This window comes from Streptomyces sp. NBC_01190 (assembly GCF_045039895.1).
Taxonomy (GTDB): domain Bacteria; phylum Actinomycetota; class Actinomycetes; order Streptomycetales; family Streptomycetaceae; genus Actinacidiphila.
Map to the genome: position 1 here is coordinate 4,557,679 of NZ_CP108580.1, position 19,822 is coordinate 4,577,500.

General features: G+C 72.8%; 11 protein-coding genes. 6 read left to right on the forward strand and 5 right to left on the reverse strand.

Annotated elements, in window-relative coordinates:
- Nucleotides 1-160: 160 nt before the first annotated feature.
- On the forward strand, nucleotides 161-1,774 hold the full coding sequence (locus OG519_RS18980) for a methyltransferase (RefSeq protein WP_405585174.1): 1,614 nt from the start codon (nucleotides 161-163) through the stop codon (nucleotides 1,772-1,774).
- A 123-nt stretch (nucleotides 1,775-1,897) separates the two neighbouring features.
- Here OG519_RS18980 and OG519_RS18985 read toward each other — a convergent pair whose 3' ends face one another.
- On the reverse strand, nucleotides 1,898-2,323 hold the full coding sequence (locus tag OG519_RS18985) for a DUF2752 domain-containing protein (protein ID WP_405585176.1): 426 nt from the start codon (nucleotides 2,321-2,323) through the stop codon (nucleotides 1,898-1,900).
- A gap of 37 nt (nucleotides 2,324-2,360) precedes the next feature.
- Nucleotides 2,361-2,969 (reverse strand): hypothetical protein, encoded by a 609-nt coding sequence (locus tag OG519_RS18990; protein WP_405585179.1) that lies wholly within the window; start codon nucleotides 2,967-2,969, stop codon nucleotides 2,361-2,363.
- A 491-nt stretch (nucleotides 2,970-3,460) separates the two neighbouring features.
- On the opposite strand from OG519_RS18990, the gene topA reads away from it, so the two are divergent.
- The 3 genes from topA (at nucleotide 3,461) to OG519_RS19005 (ending at nucleotide 11,141) form a co-directional block, all read left to right on the forward strand.
- Entirely contained in the window at nucleotides 3,461-6,304 is a 2,844-nt protein-coding gene (topA, locus tag OG519_RS18995) for a type I DNA topoisomerase (RefSeq protein WP_405585182.1), read from the forward strand.
- Between the two features lie 509 nt (nucleotides 6,305-6,813).
- Nucleotides 6,814-10,161 carry a dTMP kinase gene (tmk, locus tag OG519_RS19000; protein WP_405585185.1) on the forward strand — a complete coding sequence of 1,116 codons (3,348 nt, stop codon included), beginning with the start codon at nucleotides 6,814-6,816 and terminating at the stop codon, nucleotides 10,159-10,161.
- Between the two features lie 251 nt (nucleotides 10,162-10,412).
- Nucleotides 10,413-11,141: a DsbA family oxidoreductase gene (locus tag OG519_RS19005; RefSeq protein WP_405585188.1), complete on the forward strand. Its 729-nt coding sequence runs from the start codon at nucleotides 10,413-10,415 to the stop codon at nucleotides 11,139-11,141.
- A 61-nt stretch (nucleotides 11,142-11,202) separates the two neighbouring features.
- Here the strand turns inward: OG519_RS19005 and OG519_RS19010 are convergent, their stop codons facing one another.
- Entirely contained in the window at nucleotides 11,203-13,488 is a 2,286-nt protein-coding gene (locus OG519_RS19010; protein ID WP_405585190.1) for a sigma-70 family RNA polymerase sigma factor, read from the reverse strand.
- Nucleotides 13,489-13,648: 160 nt separating this feature from the next.
- Nucleotides 13,649-14,563, reverse strand: a complete 915-nt coding sequence (locus OG519_RS19015; protein ID WP_405585195.1) for a TetR/AcrR family transcriptional regulator — start codon at nucleotides 14,561-14,563, stop codon at nucleotides 13,649-13,651.
- 421 nt (nucleotides 14,564-14,984) lie between these two features.
- Here OG519_RS19015 and OG519_RS19020 point away from each other — a divergent pair, with 421 nt between their 5' ends.
- Complete coding sequence (locus OG519_RS19020; protein WP_405585199.1) at nucleotides 14,985-16,352, forward strand: NAD(P)/FAD-dependent oxidoreductase; 1,368 nt, start codon at nucleotides 14,985-14,987, stop codon at nucleotides 16,350-16,352.
- A 112-nt stretch (nucleotides 16,353-16,464) separates the two neighbouring features.
- Nucleotides 16,465-18,162: a SpoIIE family protein phosphatase gene (locus OG519_RS19025; RefSeq protein WP_405585202.1), complete on the forward strand. Its 1,698-nt coding sequence runs from the start codon at nucleotides 16,465-16,467 to the stop codon at nucleotides 18,160-18,162.
- A gap of 308 nt (nucleotides 18,163-18,470) precedes the next feature.
- Here the strand turns inward: OG519_RS19025 and OG519_RS19030 are convergent, their stop codons facing one another.
- Complete coding sequence (locus tag OG519_RS19030) at nucleotides 18,471-19,766, reverse strand: MFS transporter (protein WP_405585204.1); 1,296 nt, start codon at nucleotides 19,764-19,766, stop codon at nucleotides 18,471-18,473.
- Nucleotides 19,767-19,822 lie beyond the last annotated feature (56 nt).

Sequence of the window (19,822 nt, forward strand, 5' to 3'; positions counted from 1 at the left end):
ACCGGCCGGGAGGGGCTGTTCCGGTCGTATCCGGATCACCGGCCGGTGGCCGGTTGCTCGGGCAGTTCCTCGCACCCCTTTGGACGCCCCGTCACGGCCTCGACCCGACCCGCCCCCCACTCGGGGCGCCGCCCCGCACGCCGTCCGCGACAATGAGCCTGTGAGTACGCCCCTCCTCCCCGGTCCCCGCCTCCCCGAGGCCGCAAGCGCCGCGCCGCTCAGCGACGAACTGCGCGCCGCCGCCTTCACCGCGGACGGCTGCCTCGACCTGCTCGGCGCCGTCGCCTACGCGGCCCTGTCCCGCGCCGAGACCGTGCCGGCCCTGCGCGCGACCCGGGGCGGCAGCCCGCTGGAGACCCTGGTCAGACTCTTCCTGCTCCAGCAGGCCGTCCCCCGCGACCGGGCCCGCGCCGCGCTCAAGGACCTGGCGCGCTACGAGGCCGACGGCTGGCTGCGCGACGGCGGAGGTCAGGGCGGGGGCGCGGACCCGTCAGACATTGGGGCCAGCGGGGCCACCGGGGCCACCGGGAACTCCGGCGACACCGTACGGGCCACCGTGGACGTACGCCCCTACGCGGGAGACGGCGGCGAGGACTGGTGGATCGTCTCCGACCTCGGCTGCGCGGTCGGCGGGGCCGGCGGCATCGGCAGCGCGCCCGGTGTCGAGCGGGCCGACCTCGTCCTGGGGGTCGGCGGAGCGTCCACCACGCTGGCCGGGCTGACCGTACGACAGTCGTACGACACCGCTCTCGACCTGGGAACCGGCTCCGGGATCCAGGCGCTGCACGCCTCCCGGCACACCACCCGGGTCACCGCCACCGACGTCAATCCACGGGCCCTGCACTTCGCCCGGCTCACCCTCGCGCTCTCCGGCGCTCAGGAGGCCGACCTTCGGCGCGGCGGCCTCTTCGATCCGGTGGGCGAGGAGCGCTACGACCTGATCGTCTCCAACCCGCCCTTCGTGATCTCGCCCAGCGGCGCCGACAGCGGCAAGCGGCTCACCTATCGTGACGGCGGGATGGCCGGCGACGACCTGTGCCGCACCCTCGTCCAGCAGTCCGCCGCCCACCTCAACGACGGCGGCTGGTGCCAGCTCCTCGCCAACTGGCAGCACGTCGAAGGCCAGGACTGGCGGGAACGGCTCGCCTCCTGGGTGCCGGCCGGCTGCGACGCCTGGATCGTGCAGCGCGAGGTGCAGGATGTGGCGCAGTACGCCGAGCTGTGGCTGCGCGACGCGGCCGAGCACCGGGGCGACCCGGCCGCGTACGCCGCCCGCTACGACGCGTGGCTGGCGGAGTTCGAGCAGGCCAAGGTGCACGGCGTCGGCTTCGGCTGGATCACGCTGCGCAAGTCCGGCACCGAGCGGTCCGCGATCACCGCCGAGGAGTGGCCGCACCCGGTGGAGCAGCCGCTCGGACCGGCCATCGCTGACTGGTTCGGCCGGCAGGACTTCCTGCGCGGCCACGACGACGCCGCCCTGCTCGCCTCGCGCTTCACCCTGGCGCCCGATGTGGTACAGGAGCAGGTGGGGCTGCCGGGCGCGGAGGACCCGGAGCACGTCGTCCTCCGCTCGGGGCGCGGGATGCGGCGGGCCACCAAGGTGGACACGGTCGGCGCGGGCTTCGCCGGCGTCTGCGACGGCACGCTGCCGGCCGGCCGGATCGTCGACGCGATCGCCCAACTGCTGCGCGAGGACCCGGTGATACTCCGGGACCGCACCCCGGAGTCCATCCGGCTCCTGGTCGAGCAGGGCTTTCTGGAGCCGGTGGTGTGAACGGCGGGCGGTGCCGGAGCCCCCGTCAACCTCCCGCCTCCCGCCCGCACGTCAGCGCCGGTCAGTGCCGAGCAGCGCCGGTCAGCGGCACGTCAGCGCCGGTCAGCGGGACGTCAGCGCACCTCAGCGCATGTTGCGCGCCACCGTCCACACCACCGCGACGCCGAGCAGCGCGTACTGCGCCCGCGGAGTCAGCACCACCGGTCTGCGCCGCCCGCGCAGCCCTTCCACGAGCCACCGCCCGCCCGCCCACAGGATGAACGGCAGCAGCGCGAACATCAGCGCGTTCTCGTGCAAGGCCCGTACCGGCTCACCGTGCAGCAGGTCGTACCCGAGCCGGGTGCTGCCGCAGACCGGACAGAGTAGGCCTGTCAGCCAGTTGAACGGGCAGCGCGGCAGCCAGTGCCCGCTCTGATGCGGATCGGTGCCGTAGAGGTACGCGGCCGCGCCGACACCGGCCGCCAGGGTCGCCAGCGGGGCCACCGCCGGGTGCACCCGGGTCGGCGGGCGCCGCTGCTCCGGGCGCGCCGCCCGGTGGTCGGTGATCATAGGAAGGGCACGCGTGCCGCGTGGGTTCGCCCGCCCGTCACGCGCACAGTCCCCGGACGTAGTTCACCTGCTGGGTGACGGCGTAGAAGTCCGCCGGCGTCCGGACCGGGATCATCGTGGCGTGGTAGCGGCCGCCGCTGTTGACGGTCACCTGGATGAAGCCGGTCGTCTTGTTCTCCTTGATCAGCAGGAAGAGCAGCCCCAGGAAGCACGCGAGGAAGAAGATCACCGCGAGCACGATCGCGTACGGCGGGATGCCCTGCTCGGTGCGGGACATGTCGGTGACCGTCCACACCGCGCCCTGGAGCGGCAGCGCGCCTGCCGGAGTCAGGATGGAGTCGCTGGTCACGGCGATGTCGCCGATGGTGACGAGGGTCGCCGCGGCGCCGGCCGCGGGTACGCCGCCGTGCTGCCAGCCGCCGCCATGGGCCTGCGGACCGGCCTGCGGATAGCCGTAACCGGGGGGCTGGGCCGGCGGCGGACCCGCCTGCGGGTAGCCGTAACCGGGCTGGCCGGGCGCACCGTCCGCCGGGTAGCCGTAACCGGACGCGGGCTGGGTCTGGTCGTACGGATTCGCCGCGGCCGGGTTCGGTGCGGGCGGGTTCTTGCGGTACGGATTCTCCCCGTACGGATTCTGGTCGGACATGGCCACTCCCCCTGTTGACGCGATCGCTCTTGATCGGTCGGCACGATCCGGGACGCGGAATCCTCGGCCCGGATCGTCTTCTGACCATCCTGGCAGCCGCCGGGCCCCGCCGTCCCGGGGGCGGCCGAGGTTGTGGAAAGGTTCTCCGAAGGCCGCGGACCGACGGACGGACACGGATGCGGCGCACCACCCGTACGCCTGAACCTGGACCTCACCCGCACCACCGGAAGCCCGCTGAAGGCTCCCGCAAGCCCCTGCCGCGACCCTGGTGGCATGGGGCGGATTGGCCGAAGGCAGGGCCGCGGGTCAGGCAATTTCAGGCGGGATCGAGTCCGGGGACGTAGCCTGCTGGGGGACCCCGACAGTGTGGATAGAACGTACATCGGGTTACCGTTCGAGTGGCGTTGTGGACTTTTCCCGTTTGACACGGGACCAGGAGGTACGGTCACACTCCGCAGCGACACCCCTTCGACCCGGAGAGAAGAGCGAAGTTGTCCCCGACCCGCGAGACCGCACACAGCGGCCGCCGACTCGTCATCGTCGAGTCGCCTGCCAAGGCGAAGACGATCAAGGGCTATCTCGGCCCTGGATACGTCGTCGAGGCCAGCGTCGGGCATATCCGCGACCTCCCCAACGGGGCCGCCGAGGTGCCGGCCGAGTACAAGGGCCAGCCATGGGCGCGGCTCGGCGTCAATGTGGACAGCGATTTCCAGCCGATCTACGTCGTCAACGCCGACAAGAAGGCTCAGGTCAAGAAGCTCAAGGATCTCCTGAAGGACTCCGACGAACTATTCCTGGCCACCGATGAGGACCGCGAGGGCGAGGCGATCGCCTGGCATTTGCAGGAAATCCTCAAGCCCAAGGTCCCGGTGCACCGGATGGTCTTCCACGAGATCACCAAGGACGCCATCCAGGAAGCGGTCCGCAATCCCCGCGAGCTGAACCAGCGGCTGGTGGACGCCCAGGAGACCCGCCGGATCCTCGACCGGCTCTACGGCTACGAGGTCTCCCCGGTGCTGTGGAAGAAGGTCATGCCGCGGCTGTCGGCGGGCCGGGTGCAGTCCGTGGCGACCCGCCTGGTGGTGGAGCGCGAGCGGGAGCGGATCGCCTTCCGCTCCTCCTCCTACTGGGACCTGAACGGCACCTTCGACACCGGCCGGACCGGTGACGCCACCGATCCGTCCACGCTGGTCGCCCGCCTCGTCGCGGTCGACGGCCGCCGGGTCGCCCAGGGCCGCGACTTCGACGCCGCCACCGGTGCGCTCAAGACCGGCGCCAACGTCCTGCACCTGGACGAGACCGATGCCAGGGCGCTGGCCGCCGCGCTCGCCGACAGCCACTTCTCGGTCCGCAGCGTCGAGTCCAAGCCGTACCGCCGCTCGCCGTACGCCCCGTTCCGCACCACCACCCTCCAGCAGGAGGCCTCGCGCAAGCTCGGCTTCGGCGCGAAGGCCACCATGCAGGTGGCACAGAAGCTGTACGAGAACGGCTTCATCACCTATATGCGTACCGACTCCACCACGCTGTCGGAGACCGCGATCGGCGCCGCCCGGGCCCAGGTCACCCAGCTCTACGGAGCCGATTACCTGCCGGACAAGCCGCGGGTCTACGCCGGCAAGGTGAAGAACGCGCAGGAGGCGCACGAGGCGATCCGCCCGTCCGGCGACCGCTTCCGCACCCCCGCGGAGACCGGCCTCACCGGCGACCAGTTCCGGCTCTACGAGCTGATCTGGATGCGGACCGTCGCCTCCCAGATGAAGGACGCCGTCGGCCAGTCCGTCACCGTCCGGGTCGCGGGCACCTCCGCCGACGGCCGGGACGCCGAGTTCTCCGCGTCCGGCAAGATCATCACCTTCCACGGCTTCCTGAAGGCCTACGTCGAAGGCGCCGACGACCCCAACGCCGAACTCGACGACCGCGAGCGCCGGCTGCCCCAGGTCACCGAGGGTGACCCGCTCTCCGCCGAGGAGATCACCGCGGACGGCCACGCCACCAAGCCGCCGGCCCGCTACACCGAGGCGTCGCTGGTCAAGGAGCTGGAGGAGCGGGAGATCGGCCGCCCGTCCACCTACGCCTCGATCATCGGCACCATCCTCGACCGCGGCTACGTCTTCAAGAAGGGCACCGCGCTCGTCCCCTCCTTCCTCTCCTTCGCGGTGGTCAACCTGCTGGAGAAGCACTTCGGCTGGCTGGTCGACTACGACTTCACCGCCTCGATGGAGGACGACCTCGACCGGATCGCCCGCGGCGAGGCGCAGTCCGTGCCGTGGCTGCGGCGCTTCTACTTCGGCGCGGAGCCCACGGAGGGCGCCCCCGTCCCGGCCGTCTCCCCGGCGCTGCCCGCCGCGGGCAACGGCGAGGGTGACCACCTCGGCGGCCTCAAGGAACTCGTCGAGGACCTCGGCGCCATCGACGCCCGGGAGATCTCGTCCTTCCCGGTCGGCGACGGCATCATGCTGCGCGTCGGCCGCTACGGCGCCTACGTCGAGAAGGGCGAGCGCGGCGAGGAGGACCACCGCCGCGCCGACGTCCCCGACGACCTGCCGCCGGACGAGATGACGGTCGAATACGCCGAGGAGCTCTTCGCCAAGCCCAGCGGCGACTTCGAACTCGGCACCGACCCGGCCACCGGCCGCCCCATCATCGCCAAGGACGGGCGGTACGGTCCTTACGTCACCGAGGTGCTGCCCGAGGACACCCCGAAGACCGGCAAGAACGCGATCAAGCCGCGCACCGCGTCGCTGCTCAAGTCGATGGCCCTGGACACGGTCACCCTGGACGACGCGCTCAGGCTGATGTCGCTGCCCCGGGTCGTCGGCACCGACGCCGAGGGCGTGGAGATCACCGCGCAGAACGGCCGCTACGGGCCCTACCTGAAGAAGGGCACGGACTCGCGCTCGCTGGAGAACGAGGAGCAGCTCTTCACCGTCACCCTCGACGAGGCGCTGGCGATCTACGCCCAGCCGAAGGCGCGTGGCCGCGCCGCCGCCAAGCCCCCGCTCAAGGAGCTCGGCACCGACCCGGTCAGCGAGCGCCCCGTCGTCGTCAAGGACGGCCGCTTCGGTCCTTACGTCACCGACGGCGAGACCAACGCGACCCTCCGCCGCGACGACGACGTCGAGTCCATCACCCCAGAACGCGGCTACGAACTCCTCGCCGAGAAACGCGCCAAGGCCCCGGTCAAGAAGGCCCCGGCGAAGAAGGCTCCCGCCAAGAAGTCAGCGGCCAAGAAGACCACCACCCCGGCGAAGAAGACGACGACGGCGGCGAAGAAGACGGCGTCTTCCCCGGCGAAGAAGACCCCGACGAAGCGGCCTTCCGCCCCCCAGGAGTAACCCTCCGGGGGGAGCCGGTGGGTAACCCTCCGGTGCCTTGCCTTCGCGGGTCCGTCCTGCCCGTTGGGCGCCATGGCTGTCTGCCGGTCGCGTCGTGGCTTGTCGCGCAGTTCCTCGCGCCCCTTGAGGTCCGACGCTGCACCGTACGACGGTTGCCTTGGCCTTCGGGTCCGGTCCCGCGAGGGCAACGCAACGCCAAAGGTCCAGAGCACGGAACCCCAAGGGGCGCGAGGAACTGCGCGCTCAGCCACTCTGCAACCGACAGTCGGCAACGGCGCTTGCCGGGCAGGACCGGCTCCGCAAGGCCGACGCAACGGCCGAACGGCGCGGCATCGGCCCAAAGGGGCGCGAGGAACTGCGCGCTCAGCCACCCTGTGACCGTCCGTCGGGAACGGCGCTCGCCGGGCAGGACCGGCTCCGCGCCGTCGCCGGGGCAGAGGCACAGGATTCGCGGGACCCGCGCCGGAGGCGCCCCGCATTGATTTACGCCATCCGGATAGGCTGTCAGGATGACGCGATCCGAGCAGCCAGAACCCCCCGCAGACGTCAACGGGACCTTCGCCGCGGACCTGGCGGCGGACTCCCGTGAGCGGGCGGTCGGCGCGCTGCTGAAGATCCCCACGCTCCGCAAACTGTGGAGCGCCCACCTGACCGGCGCCGTCGCCGACCGCCTCGGCATGCTGGCCCTGCTCGTCCTCACCGTGCAGGCCGTCGCCGCCTCCGGCTCCTTCGACGGCGGCTACCGCGGCATCGCCCTGGCGACCGCCGCCGTACTCGCCGCCCGGCTCGTCGCGACCCTGCTCTTCGGCGCCGTACTGCTCGGCCCGCTCTCCGCGTTGACCGACGCCGGCGGCCCGCTCGACCGGCGCTGGACGATGATCGGTGCCGACGCCGCCCGGCTCGCCCTCTTCATCGTGGCGCCGCTGTGGATCACCTGGGTGCCCGGCTCCGCGCACCTGTGGCTGATCGCCACCGCCTTCGTCACCGGTCTCGCCGAACGGCTGTGGACCGTGGCCAAGGACGGCGCCGCCCCCTCGCTGCTGCCGGCGGCCGGCGACACCTCGATACGGCCCGCGCCCGACCACCTGGCCACGCTGAACCGCCTCTGGCTGCGGACCGGCTTCGTCGCGCTGCCGCTGGCCGCCGCCGCGCTCGTCGTCATCACCCTGGTCAACACCCTGCTCGGCGTGGGCATCGACTGGTTCCACCTGCACCAGGTCGCGCTCTCCTCCTACGTCGCCGCCGGTCTCTTCTCCTCCTCCATCGCCGTGCTGTACCTGCTGGAACTCCCCTCCGGCACCCCGGCCAGGCCCCGCTCCCCGCTTGAGGGCCTGCGGCTGCCGAAGGGCCCCGCGGGCGCCGAACGCGGCAGGACCGGCGCGCTGCCGCTGCTCGTCCTGGCCACCGCCGCGGTGGCCGGCGCGATCGGCGCGGCCGTGGGCGTCTCGATCCTGCACGCCAGGGACCTCGGCTTCGGCCCGATCGGCTTCGGCCTGCTGGTGCTGGTGCTGACCGGCGGCACGGTCGTCGGCATCCGGATCGCCCCGCACACCCTGAAGGGCCTGTCCCGGCGGCGGCTGCTGTCGCTCGCCATCGGCCTGACCGGTCTCGCCCTGCTGCTGACCGGCGTCGTCGCCGACCAGACCACGGTGCTGCTGCTCGCGCTGCTCTCCGGTATCGCGGCGGGTGTCACCGCCAACACCGGGCACGTACTGGTCGAGTTGGAGGCCGAGGAGCCCCGCAGGGCCCGTACCGCCGAGCATCTCCAGGCCGTCGCCCGCGCGGTGATCGCCGTCGCCGCGATCGGCGCCCCGCTGCTGGCCGCCGCGATCGGCCCGCACCGTATCCACAACGGCCACTTCACCTTCGACCACGGCGGCGCCGAGTACACCCTGATGCTGATCGGCGCGCTGCTGCTGCCGATCGCCGCGCTCGTCCTCGGCAAGACCGACGACCGCAGCGGCGTACCGCTGCGGCGTGACCTCCGCGAGGCGCTGCGCGGCGGGGAGCCGACCGTCGCCCCCGCCGCCACCGGCTTCTTCATCGCCGTCGAGGGCGGCGACGGCGCGGGCAAGTCCACCCAGGTGGAGGCGGTGTCCGAGTGGATCAGGAGCAAGGGGCACGAGGTCGTCGTCACCCGCGAACCCGGCGCCACCGCCGTCGGCAAGCGGCTCCGCTCGATACTGCTCGACGTCACCTCGGCCGGGATCTCGCCGCGCGCGGAGGCGCTGCTGTACGCGGCCGACCGCGCGGAACACGTCGACACCGTGATCCGGCCGGCGCTGGCCAGGGGCGCGATCGTCATCTCCGACCGCTACATCGACTCCTCCGTCGCCTACCAGGGCGCGGGACGTGACCTGGCGCCCACCGAGGTGGCCCGGATCTCGCGCTGGGCCACCGACGGCCTCGTCCCGCATCTGACGGTGCTGCTGGATGTCGACCCCGAGACCGCCAGGGAGCGGTTCACCGAGGCGCCCGACCGGCTCGAGTCAGAACCGGCCGCCTTCCACCAGCGGGTCCGGGCCGGCTTCCTGACGCTCGCCGCCGCCGACCCCGCGCGCTACCTCGTGGTGGACGCCGGGCAGGAACCGGAAGCGGTCACCACGGTCGTACGGCACCGGCTCGACCACCTTCTGCCGCTCTCCCAGCAGGAGATCGAGGCGCGGGCCGAGGCGGAACGCAGGGCCGCGGCCGAGGTGGCGCGACTCGCCGCCGAGGAGGCCGAGCGCAAGGCCGCGGAGGAGCGGGCGGAACGCGAACGCCAGGCTCAGTTGGCGAAGCTCCGCCGCGAGGAGGAGGAGCGGCGCGTCGCCGCCGAGGAGGCGGCCCGCCGCGAGATCGCCGAACGCAAGGCCGCCCAGGAGGCGGAGGCCGCGCGCCTGCGCGAGGAGGAGGCCGCCCGGCTGGCCGCCGAGGAGGCCGCCCGCCGCCAGGCGGAGGATGACGCCAGGGAAGCGGAGCAGGCGCGGCTGCGGCGGCTCGCCGAGGAACAGGCGAGGCTTCGTTCCGAGGCGGACGAGCGGCGCCGGGAGAAGCAGCGCAAGGCGGAGGCGGCGCTGCTGCGCGCGGAGGCGGCACGGACCGCCGAGGCCGTCGCGGCGGCGAAGGCGGCGGCCGCGCAGTCCGCTGCTTCGGAGCCGTCGGAGGCCGAGCGGACGACGGAGCTGCCGTCGGTCGGGCGCGCGGACGAGACGGCGGTGCTGCCTGCTGTTCCGGCGGAGCCGTCGGGGTCGGCGGGGCCGGAGGGAGCCGCCGATGAGACGGCGGTACTGCCCGCGGTTCCCGCGGCGGAGGACGACGGGGACGCTCGGGACGACCGGGACGAAGCGAAGGCTCCCGCGTCGGGCGAGAACACGACGGTACGGACGCCGATGCCGGCCTCCGAGAGCACGACGGTGATGACGCCGGTGCCGGATGCCGGGCCGAAGCGGGAGCGGGAGCAGGCGTCGAAGCCTGTGGCCAGGCCCGAGCCGGAGCCGGTACGGCCGCCCGAGCCGGACTCGTCCGAGACCACCACGGTGCTGCCGCCGGTTGCTCCGCGCGAGCCGCGTGAGCGGGGCGATCGAGGCGAGCGGGGGGATCGGCGTGACCGGCGCGAGAACGGCCCGGAGGACTCGGTGGCCCGGCCGTCCGCGCCCCGGAACACCGGTTCGCCGACGGATCGCGTGCCGGAATGGCTCTTCCGACCGGAGCAGCCTGAGGCCGAACGCACCCGGGAGCTGCCGGCGGTTCAGCCACCGCCGCGGACCCGGCCCCGGCCGGACTGGGCGGAGGAGACACCTTTGGATGATCTGCCGACTCTGGCGGATGAGCTTCTTGGGCCGCACGCCGACGAGGATCCGCCGCGCGGGCGGTAGCCCGGCTGGTCGGCTTCCGCCGGCTGGGGTTCGTGGTCGCCTGCTGGGCGCGGGGGGCTGGTCGCGCGGTTCCTCGCGCCCCTTAGGTAGCCGCCCGGTGCCGTTTCACGTTCCTTGACCGTCCCCGCGCTCCTAGGCAGCCGCAGGGTGCCGTAGGCACTGCGGTGGCCCTGCCCCCGGAGGGAATAGCGGGGGGCGAGGCGGTGGTTGAGCGGGGCGGTGGGTGTTGGGTGCGGAGAGTGGGGAGAGCCGTGAAGGTTGAGATCTACAGCGACATCGCGTGTCCGTGGTGCTACCTCGGCAAGGCGCGGTTCGAGCGGGCGCTGACCGCTTTTCCGGGGGCCGCTGGTGTCGAGGTGGTCTACCGGCCGTTCCAGCTCGACCCGTCCGCGCCGCATGAGGCGCGGTCGCACCGGGAGGTGCTGGCCGCCAAGTTCGGGCCGCAGGCGTTCGCCATGGATGGCCGCCTAACCAAGCTCGGCGCCGCCGAAGGCATCACCTTCGACTTCGACACCGTGCTGGAGAACAACTCTCTGCTCGCCCACCGCCTGCTCCGCTTCGCGCTGGACGAGTACGGCGCCGAGACCCAGACCCGCCTCAAGGGCCGCATCATGACGGCCCACTTCGCCGAGGGCATGGACATCGGCGACCCGGACCACCTCACCGAAGCCGCCGTGGCGGCCGGTCTCGACCGCGCCGCGGTGACCGCGTTCCTCGCCGGTGACGACCTCCTCCCCGAGGTCCTCGCCGACCTCGAAGAGGCCCACGCGCTGGGCATCACCGCGGTCCCCACCTTCGTCTTCGAGGGCAAGTGGGCCGTCCAGGGCGGCCAGGAGACCTCGACCTTCCTCCAGGTCCTCGAACAGGTCAGCCGGGAGACCGCCGCCGAAGAGACCCCAGAACCGGTCGACCCGGCCGACGCCTGCGCCGACGGCGTCTGCGAAGTACCCGCGGGCCGCCAGGCTGCGGTCGCGGACTGACCCCGGCCCGGTCCCACCGTCAGAAGCCCTCCGTGCCCCGGCCCGGAGGGCTTCCGCGCTGCTACGAGCAGGTGATCTCCGCGTTCGCCCAGTCCGCCAGGTCGGCGAGGGCGAGGCCGAGGCTCTGGGGCTGGACGACCAGCTTGACGGTTTTCACGCCGGCGAGTGCGACATGGACCGGGACCGCCGGGCTGCCGCCCCGGACCACCGGGGAGGACCACAGACGAGTGCCGTCACCGTAGACGGAGAAGCGGAGCGAGGCGCCGAGCCATCGTGCGAGGCCGCGGTCGTCCACTCCGGCCGCCGCGTCGTACGAGACACAGGTTCGGTTGAGGTCGATCGTCACCGTGGACAGGCCGCGCACGGTGATGCCGTGCGGGTAGCGGATGCCGTCGATCGTGGGGCCCGTACGGTTCCACCACCAACTGCCGGCGCCCGGTCGGATAGTGGGCCCGGTGGCGCTCTGGCCGGGGCGTCCGACCGGCAAGGCGTTGACCCGGTAGACGACCGGCGGCGGGGGCGGCGGTGGCGGTGTCGTCGGCGGTGTGCTGGCGGGAGTTGAGGCCGGCGGCGCGGCCGTGGTCGGGGTGACCTGCGGGGGAGTGGGCGTCACGCCTGCCGTGGGTGGCGCGGAAGGCGTCGGGACCACTCCGGCCGCCGGCGCTGGGATCGATGCTCCGGCTGGGCCCGTCTCAGGGGCCTGAGGCGGCCTGCCCGGCGCGCCAGGAACCGCCGGTAGGGGAAGCCGAGGCGGCGCCTTCGGGGACGCCGGACCGGCGGGATGTCCGGGCCCGGGAGGCGTCCCGGCGGACGGCGGCAGCGGCGCGGCCGGCGCGGTGACGGGCGGCCTGGCCGCCACCGGCTCGGGGTGCGGCTTTCCGTCGCCCCCGGCGATGGCCAGGGCCACTGCGGTGCCGGCGACCGCGGCCACCAGGGCCGCGAGGATCCCCACCTTCGCGGGTGCGCCCAGACCTTCCGCGGCGGCTCCTCCGCTCGCGGCGCCCGCGCCCGCCCCGCCGCTCGTTCCGGCGGTCGCGGCCGTCCCCGCCGCGACACCACCGGCGGCGCCCGCCACGGCCGCCCCGCCGGCCACCACCACGCCGGCCTTCGTGGCGTAAGCGACGGCGAACCAGCCGATGTACGCGACCGGCAGCAGGCCCTTCAGCGCCGAGTTGAGGTCGGCCAGTTCCACCGAGGCCGCCGAGCAGCGGACGCACTCCTTGAGATGCTGGTTCAGCGCCCGGTCCGCGCGGGTCCGCAGGCCTCCCCTGGCGTGCGCGCCGAGCCGGTCGGCGTAACGCGCGCACTCGCCCTGCGCGGTGAGCGCGGAGCTGACGTGGGCCTGCAAATACGCCTGGCGCAGCCCCTCCCGGGCCCGGTGGGCCAGCACGGCCGTGGCGTTGGGGGTCAGACCGAGCAGCGGGGCGATCTCGCTGGGCGACTCCTCCTCCACCGCGGTGTGCCACAGCACGGTCTGCCAGCGCTCGGGCAGGGTACGGAACGCCCGGATCGCCAGGGAGCGTTCGGCCTCGTGCATCGCCCGTACGTCCGCGGCCGGCTCGGCGGACGCCTCAGCGGCGGCGGAGCCCGCCGCCGAGACCGAGAACACCGCGAAGTCCTCGACGAGGTGCTCGCGCTTGGCGGTGTTGCCCCAGGTGGCGGCGACCCGGCGGACGGTGGTGAGCAGATAGGCGCGGACCGCGCTCTCCGGGCCGCTGCCGCCCCGGATCGCCTGGAGCGTACGGGCGAAGACCTCGCCGCTCAGGTCCTCCGCGGTGTGCGCGTCCCGGCAGCACGTGCGGGCGTAGCGGCGAACCGCTTCGACATGCCGCCGGTACAGCTCCTCGTACGCGCTGTCCTGGCCACCGCGCACCCGGGCCAGCAGCTCGGCGTCGGACAGGCCGGTCTGGTCGTCGGCGCGGGGCGCCGGGTGGCCCGCCGCGAACACATCCTCGTCAGCGGGTGCGGCGCCACGCACCGACGCGGACGGCGCCGGCTCGGTCGTGGGCGCCGATTCTCGTACGGGCGCGGGTGCGGCCGCCGTCGCGGGCTCCGGTGCGGGCTCTTCCGCGGGTGCCGTCACCGGTGCGGCTGCCGCGCCCTTGGCCTGCCCGGATTCCTTGGCCTGCGCCGGCACCTCGCCGCGCCCGGGACGGGCCGCCTCGGGACGAGCGGCTCGCGGTCCGTCCGCCGCCGAGCGGGACGGCTTCGGGCGGACCTTTTCCGAAGCCACGGATTCCGCTCGGGCGATCCCGTCGCGCTGCCCCGGCACCCTGCGCGAGGACAACCCTTGGCCGGTCTCCGCGTCGGCCGCGGCGGCGCCGGATTCCCCGTTTCCCTCATCCACGGCGCAAGCGTGGCACAGGAAAGGGGCCCGGCGGCACGCCATCCACAGGAACCACTCATCCGTGGGGCTTTGGCCAGTCAATCCGTCATATTCACCCGATCGATTTCCCAGGCGCCAGGCAACCGCCGGAGAAGCGACGAGGAGGCAATGGCTAACGCGGCTATGACGGCGATGATGGCGAGGCCGGGGCAGACGTCCAGGACGCCAGCCGCTCGCCGGGGCGGGAACGGAGTCCCTCCAGCAGGATGTCCAGGAGCCGGGATGAGGCCGCCGCGTGCTCGGCCGGATCGGGCAGCGTCGGCGCGGCCGTCGCGATGACCAGCAGGACGTCCGCCACCGACACGTCACCGCGCAACTCGCCGGCCTCGCGGGCCCGGTCCACGAGCTGGCCGACGACATCGAGCAGCGTCCGCACCCCTACCTCTTCCACCTCTTCCACCTCTTCCACCTCTTCCACCGGTCCCGCTTCTTCGCCCGCTTCTTCGCCTCCGTCTTCTACGTCTCGTGCTTGTCGTGCTTGTCGTTGGTTCACTTCTTCGTGAGCCGACCGGCCGCCGACCGCCAACTCCTCTGCGTAGTCCGCCACCGGGCCAAGCGCCTGCTCGCCGGTCGGTACGGGCCTGGCGCGCTGTTGCGGCACCCGCGCCTCCTCGGCGGCGCCGGGATCGCCGACCACCGTCCGCACCCGCAGCACTTGCGGGGGCAGCAGCCGGCCCGCGCCGGACGCCGCCGAGGTGCGCAGGAAGCGGGCGAGCGCGGACCACGCCTCGTTCTCCTGTCCGAGCGCGGTCCGCGCCTGCTCGGTCAGTCGCGCGGTCTCTTCCTCCGCGATCCGCCTGACCAGTACGTCCTTGCTGGGGAAGCGGCGGTAGACGGTGCCGACGCCGACCCGGGCGCGCCGGGCCACGTCCTCCATGGGCGCTCCGTAGCCGAGCTCGCCGAACACCTCGCGGGCGGCCCGCAGTACGTGTTCCAGATTGCGCTGTGCGTCGACGCGCAGGGGCGCCGGTCCGTTTACTCCACGACGGCTGCCGGAGCCGGTTGCCGAGGCGCGGCGAGAGTCCTGAATGTGCATATGCGTATCCCCCGGAAAATTCTCATGTCTCCCCCCGGAGACTCCCCACCCTTAACCAAGATCCCTGCGCATACCGCGCAGTACTACGAGATACAAACATAGTTGAGCGTGCGTCGAGAAAGAAGAGGGCGTCGGGGACGGAGCCGTACTCGTGGGGCGTGGGGGGCATGAACGGAACGAGCAGGAAGGGACCGGCGGCGCCCCGGCGCACGGCCGTAGCGGGCCTGGGACGGCACCGTGTTGGCACCGCGATGGCACCGCGGGGCCGCCGCGATCCGCCCGACCTCGGGCCCAACCGCGGTCGCCCTGCGCCCTTTGCCCGATGATGGGCGGCCACGCGCGGTAACTTGCCGGGGGATTTCCCGCAAAGGTCCTGTCCGTCCTGTGGACAAACGACGCGGGTCCATTGCCTCATGGAGCAATGACGGAGTCGGCAGCATTGGCCACAGCAGACATCCCGCGCATTCTCGTCGTCGGCGGTGGCTACGTCGGGATGTACGCCGCGCTGCGGTTGCAGCGGAAGATGCGGCAGGGCGAAGCCGAGATCGTGGTCGTCGAACCGCAGTCCTACATGACCTACCAGCCGTTTCTCCCGGAAGCCGCGGCCGGCAACATCTCACCGCGCCATGTGGTGGTGCCGCTGCGACGGGTGCTCAACAAGTGCCGCATCGTGGCGGGTGAGGCGACCGCCATCGACCCGGCGGCCCGAACCGTCAGCGTGGTCACCCCGGCGATCGCGGAGGTGGGCGGCGAACCGTGGCACGTCTCCTACGACCACCTCGTCCTCGCCCCCGGCTCGGTCTCCCGCACCCTGCCGATCCCGGGCCTCGCCGAAAACGGCATCGGCTTCAAAACCGTCGAAGAGGCCATCGGGCTCCGCAACCACGTCCTGGAACAGCTCGACATCGCCTCCTCCACCCGGGACGGGGCCGTTCGCGAGGCGGCTCTCACCTTCGTCTTCGTCGGCGGTGGTTACGCGGGGGTGGAGGCACTCGCCGAACTGGAGAACATGGCCCGTTTCGCGGTGCGCCACTACCACAACATCAGTGCGGACGACCTGAAATGGGTCCTGGTGGAGGCCACCGGACGCATCCTGCCCGAGGTCGGCGACGCGCTGGGCAAGTACGCCGTCCGGGAGCTGCGCGGCCGCAACATCGACATCCGGCTCGACACCCGGCTGGAGTCCTGCGAGCACCGGACCGCCGTGCTCTCCGACGGCTCCCGGCTGCCCACCAGGACGCTGGTGTGGACCGCGGGCGTCAAACCGGCGCCGATCCTGGCCGCCGCCGGGCTGCCGCTGGACGAACGCGGCCGGCTGCGGGCGGCGGCCACCCTTGAGGTCTCCGGTACGGACAATGTCTGGGCGGCCGGCGACGCGGCAGCCGTCCCCGACCTCACCGCCGAGCGGCCCGGCACCGACTGCGCGCCCAACGCCCAGCACGCCGTGCGCCAGGCCAAGGTCCTCGCCGACAACGTGCTCGCCCGGCTCAGAGGCCACGAACCCACCGAGTACCGGCACAAGTACGTCGGCTCCGTCGCTTCCCTCGGTCTGCACGAAGGCGTCGCCTTCCTCTACGGCCGCAAGCTCAAGGGCTATCCGGCCTGGCTGATCCACCGCGCCTACCACCTCAGCCGGGTGCCCACCGTCAACCGCAAGGCCAAGGTGCTCGCCGAATGGGTGCTGGCCGGGCTCTTCAAGCGGGAGATCGTCTCCCTCGGCTCACTGGAACACCCGCGCGCCGAATTCGAACTCGCGGCCGGTGCGGGGCGTAAACCCGACGCGCCCTGACCGCGCCCGGCGCCCCACGATTCCCCCCAGGGCCGCCGGTCGGCCACACTGGGCGGGTGACCACGCGTGCACCAGCACTGGAGAACAGTGCCCCATACGAGGAATCGGACGTTTGAACCTTACGCGTTGGAGCGCCCGGCTCCCCGGAACACAGCGACGCGGTGCCGTGCCCGCGGCACGCGGTAAGGCCGGCGATGTGGCCGCCCCGGCCGCGGCGACCACCTCCGGTATCGCCATCGGCGGCACCGGTCTGCCACCCGCCCTCCACCCGGGTCAGACCCCGCTCACACCTGGCCGCGAGCCCTCCGTCCGCGGCGTGCTGCGCCTGCTGCCGGCCCTGATCGCGGTCACCTACGGGCCCAGCCACCGGGTGGGCTTCGTCAACGACGCCTACACCGCGGTCTTCGGTGCCCGCGACACCGGCGCCCCGGCCCGCGAAGCACTGCCGGAACTCGACGAACTCGGTCTGCTGCCGCTCATGGACCAGGTCCACCGCAGCGGCAAACCGCGCACCGTCAAGGCCCGCAAGGTCACCTGGTCGGAGGACTCCGCCCTCACTCGTCAGGGTTACTTCACCTTCACCTGCACCCCGGTCCAGGGAGACGACCCCGACCCCGAGCGCCGCGGCGTCCTGGTCTTCGCCGCCGACGTCACCGACCAGGTGCAGTCCGCCGAACGGCTGCGGGAGAGCGAACGCCGCCTCCACGAGACGGCCGTCACCCTTCAGCGCAGCCTGCTCCCGCAGCAGCTCGAACAGCCGGACGACCTCCGGGTCGCCGCCACCTACCAGCCTGGCGGCACCGACGCGGCGGTCGGCGGCGACTGGTACGACGTCATCACCCTCGGCGCCGGCCGCACCGCCGTGGTCATCGGCGATGTGATGGGCCGCGGGGTGCGGGCCGCCGCCGTGATGGGCCAGCTCCGCACCGCGGTACGCGCCTACGCCCGGCTCGACCTGCCCCCGCACGAGGTCATCCAGCTCCTTGACGGGCTCGCCTCCGAGATTGACGCCACCCAGATCGCCACCTGTGTCTACGCCGTCCACGACCCCAGCGAGGGCCGGCTCTCCTACGCCAGCGCCGGGCATCCGCCGATCCTGATCCGTGACCCCGACGGCACCGTCCGACGGGCCGACGAACCGACCGGCCCACCGCTGGGCACCGGCGGCTGGATCCACACCTCGGGCAGCATCCCGCTCGGGCCCGGCTGCACCGCGGTCCTCTACACCGACGGGCTCATCGAGCGCCGCGACGAGGACATCGACGAAGGTGTCGCCGCCCTCACCCGAGCGCTGGCCGGAGCCACCGGGTCGCCCCAGGTGATCTGCGACCGCCTGATGCGGGCCCTCGGCGTGACCTCGGAGCACGATGACGACGTGGCCGTGCTGGTCCTCCAGTACCCGGACCACACCGGCACCGACGCCGAACTCTTCCGCAACGCGTCCCTGGAACTGCTCGGCGGCGTGGAAGCGGCGCCGCGCGCCCGCGCCTTCGCCACCGGGGTGCTCGCCTCCTGGCGCTTCTCCCTCGAACTCACCGAACTCGGGGTCCTCGCCGCCAGCGAACTCATCGCCAACTCGCTCAAGCACGGCACCCCGCCGATGCGGCTGCGGATGCGCCGCACCGACCGACGGCTGATCATCGAGGTCACCGACGGCGACGACCATCTGCCGCGCCGCCGCCGTGCCGAACCGGCCGACGAAGCGGGCCGCGGCATCTCGATCGTCGCCACCATCGCCTCGGCCTGGGGCTCCCGCCGCACCCCGGGCGGCGGCAAGGCCGTCTGGTGCGAGTTCGCCCTACCGGACTAGCCGGCGCGGCCGTGGCCGGCCCCGACCCCTTCCCACCGGCCGCCCCCGGTCCCGGCAGCGCGGGCGGAGGTGGTTCACGGCGGTCCTGCCGGATCGGGCAGTGCGGTGTGGCCCCGCCGAGCCGGCCGTGCTGGTCCGGGAGAGCCGGCGGAGTTGGTTCACGGCGGTCCTGGCGGACCGGGCCGCGCGGAGGGGGTCACCTTCGAACACGCCGCCGTTCGCACTGGCCACGCTGGTCCGGGCGGTCCCGGTGGACAGGTGGATCAGGGCGGGGCAATGGGCGTCGGGCGGGGCGGGGCGGCGGTGGGTCACACCGGTGAGGTCTCGCTTGCCAGAGCCTTCGGCGTGGACTGCGCCACCACCCGGGTGTGCCGCAACGGGATCTCCTGCGCCGGGGTGAGCCGGCGGCCCATCCGCAGCGCGGTCACCGAGATCGCCAGCGAGCTCGCCACCAGCAGCAGGATGTACACGCCATAGGCACCCGCGCCGGCTATCAGACCGCCGACCGCCGGACCCAGCGCCAGCGCCAACTGCTTCACCAGCGCGAACGCCGAGTTGTACTGGCCCACCATGCGGGCCGGTGCCAGATCGGCCACCAGCGGGGAGACCGTCGGCGACAGCATCGCCTCACCGAGACCGAAGATCGCGTACGTCGAGATGATCGCCGCCACCGCCACCGCGTGGTGGGCGTGCACCAGGCCGGACGCCCCGGCCATCAGCCAGGCCACCGCCCACACCAGGCCGACCGCCGCGATCACCCGGCTGCGCCGCCGCCGCTCCACCAGCCGCAGCACCACGAACTGCGCCAGCACGATCACCGCCGTATTGGCGGCGAGCGCGATGCCCAGCGTGGCCGGGGATATCCGGGTGACCTCCACCGCGAAGGCCGAAAGGCCGGACTCGAACTGCCCGTAGCAGGCGAAGAACATCACGAAGCCGAGCACGCACACCATCACCATGGCCCGGTCCCTGACCAGCGACCGCCAGCCGCCCGACGCCGCGCGGCGCGACCCGCCCGACGCGTCGATCCGTGGCGCGTACGGCAACCGCACCCGCGCGATCATCGCGCCCAGCACCAGGAACATCGTCGCCTCTATGGCGAAGAGCCGGACGAACGAGGCGGGGTCCGCGGTGTCCACGATCAGCCCGCCGATCAGCCCACCGACACCGAGCCCCAGGTTGTTGAGGAAGAACTGCGAGGCGAAGGCGCGGGACCGGGTCGCGCTGGTCGAGCACCAGACGGTCATCGTGGCGAGCGCGGGCTGCACCACCGCGACCCCGGCGCCCAGCGCGCCGGCCGCGGCTATCACCACCGGCTCACTCCCGGAGAGACCAAGACCCAGCGAACCCGAGGCGGCCAGCACCGTGCCGAGCACGGTCACCGGGACGGGCCCACGCCGGTCGATCGCCCGGCCGGTGAAGGGCAGCACCACCAGCGCGGCCACGGCGAACATCGCCAGCACCACACCCGCCGTGCCCGCCCCCAGTCCGCGCACCTGAGCCACATAGACAAAGGTGAAGGGCACGGTGAAGCCGTTGCCGAACGCGCTCAGCGCGCTTCCCAACTGAATCCGGCGCAGAGCCGCGCCCATCTCGGTACTCACCACTCACCCCACCTGGTCTTGCGAGCCCCGGGCGGTCCTGCGCGCCCACGGCGTCG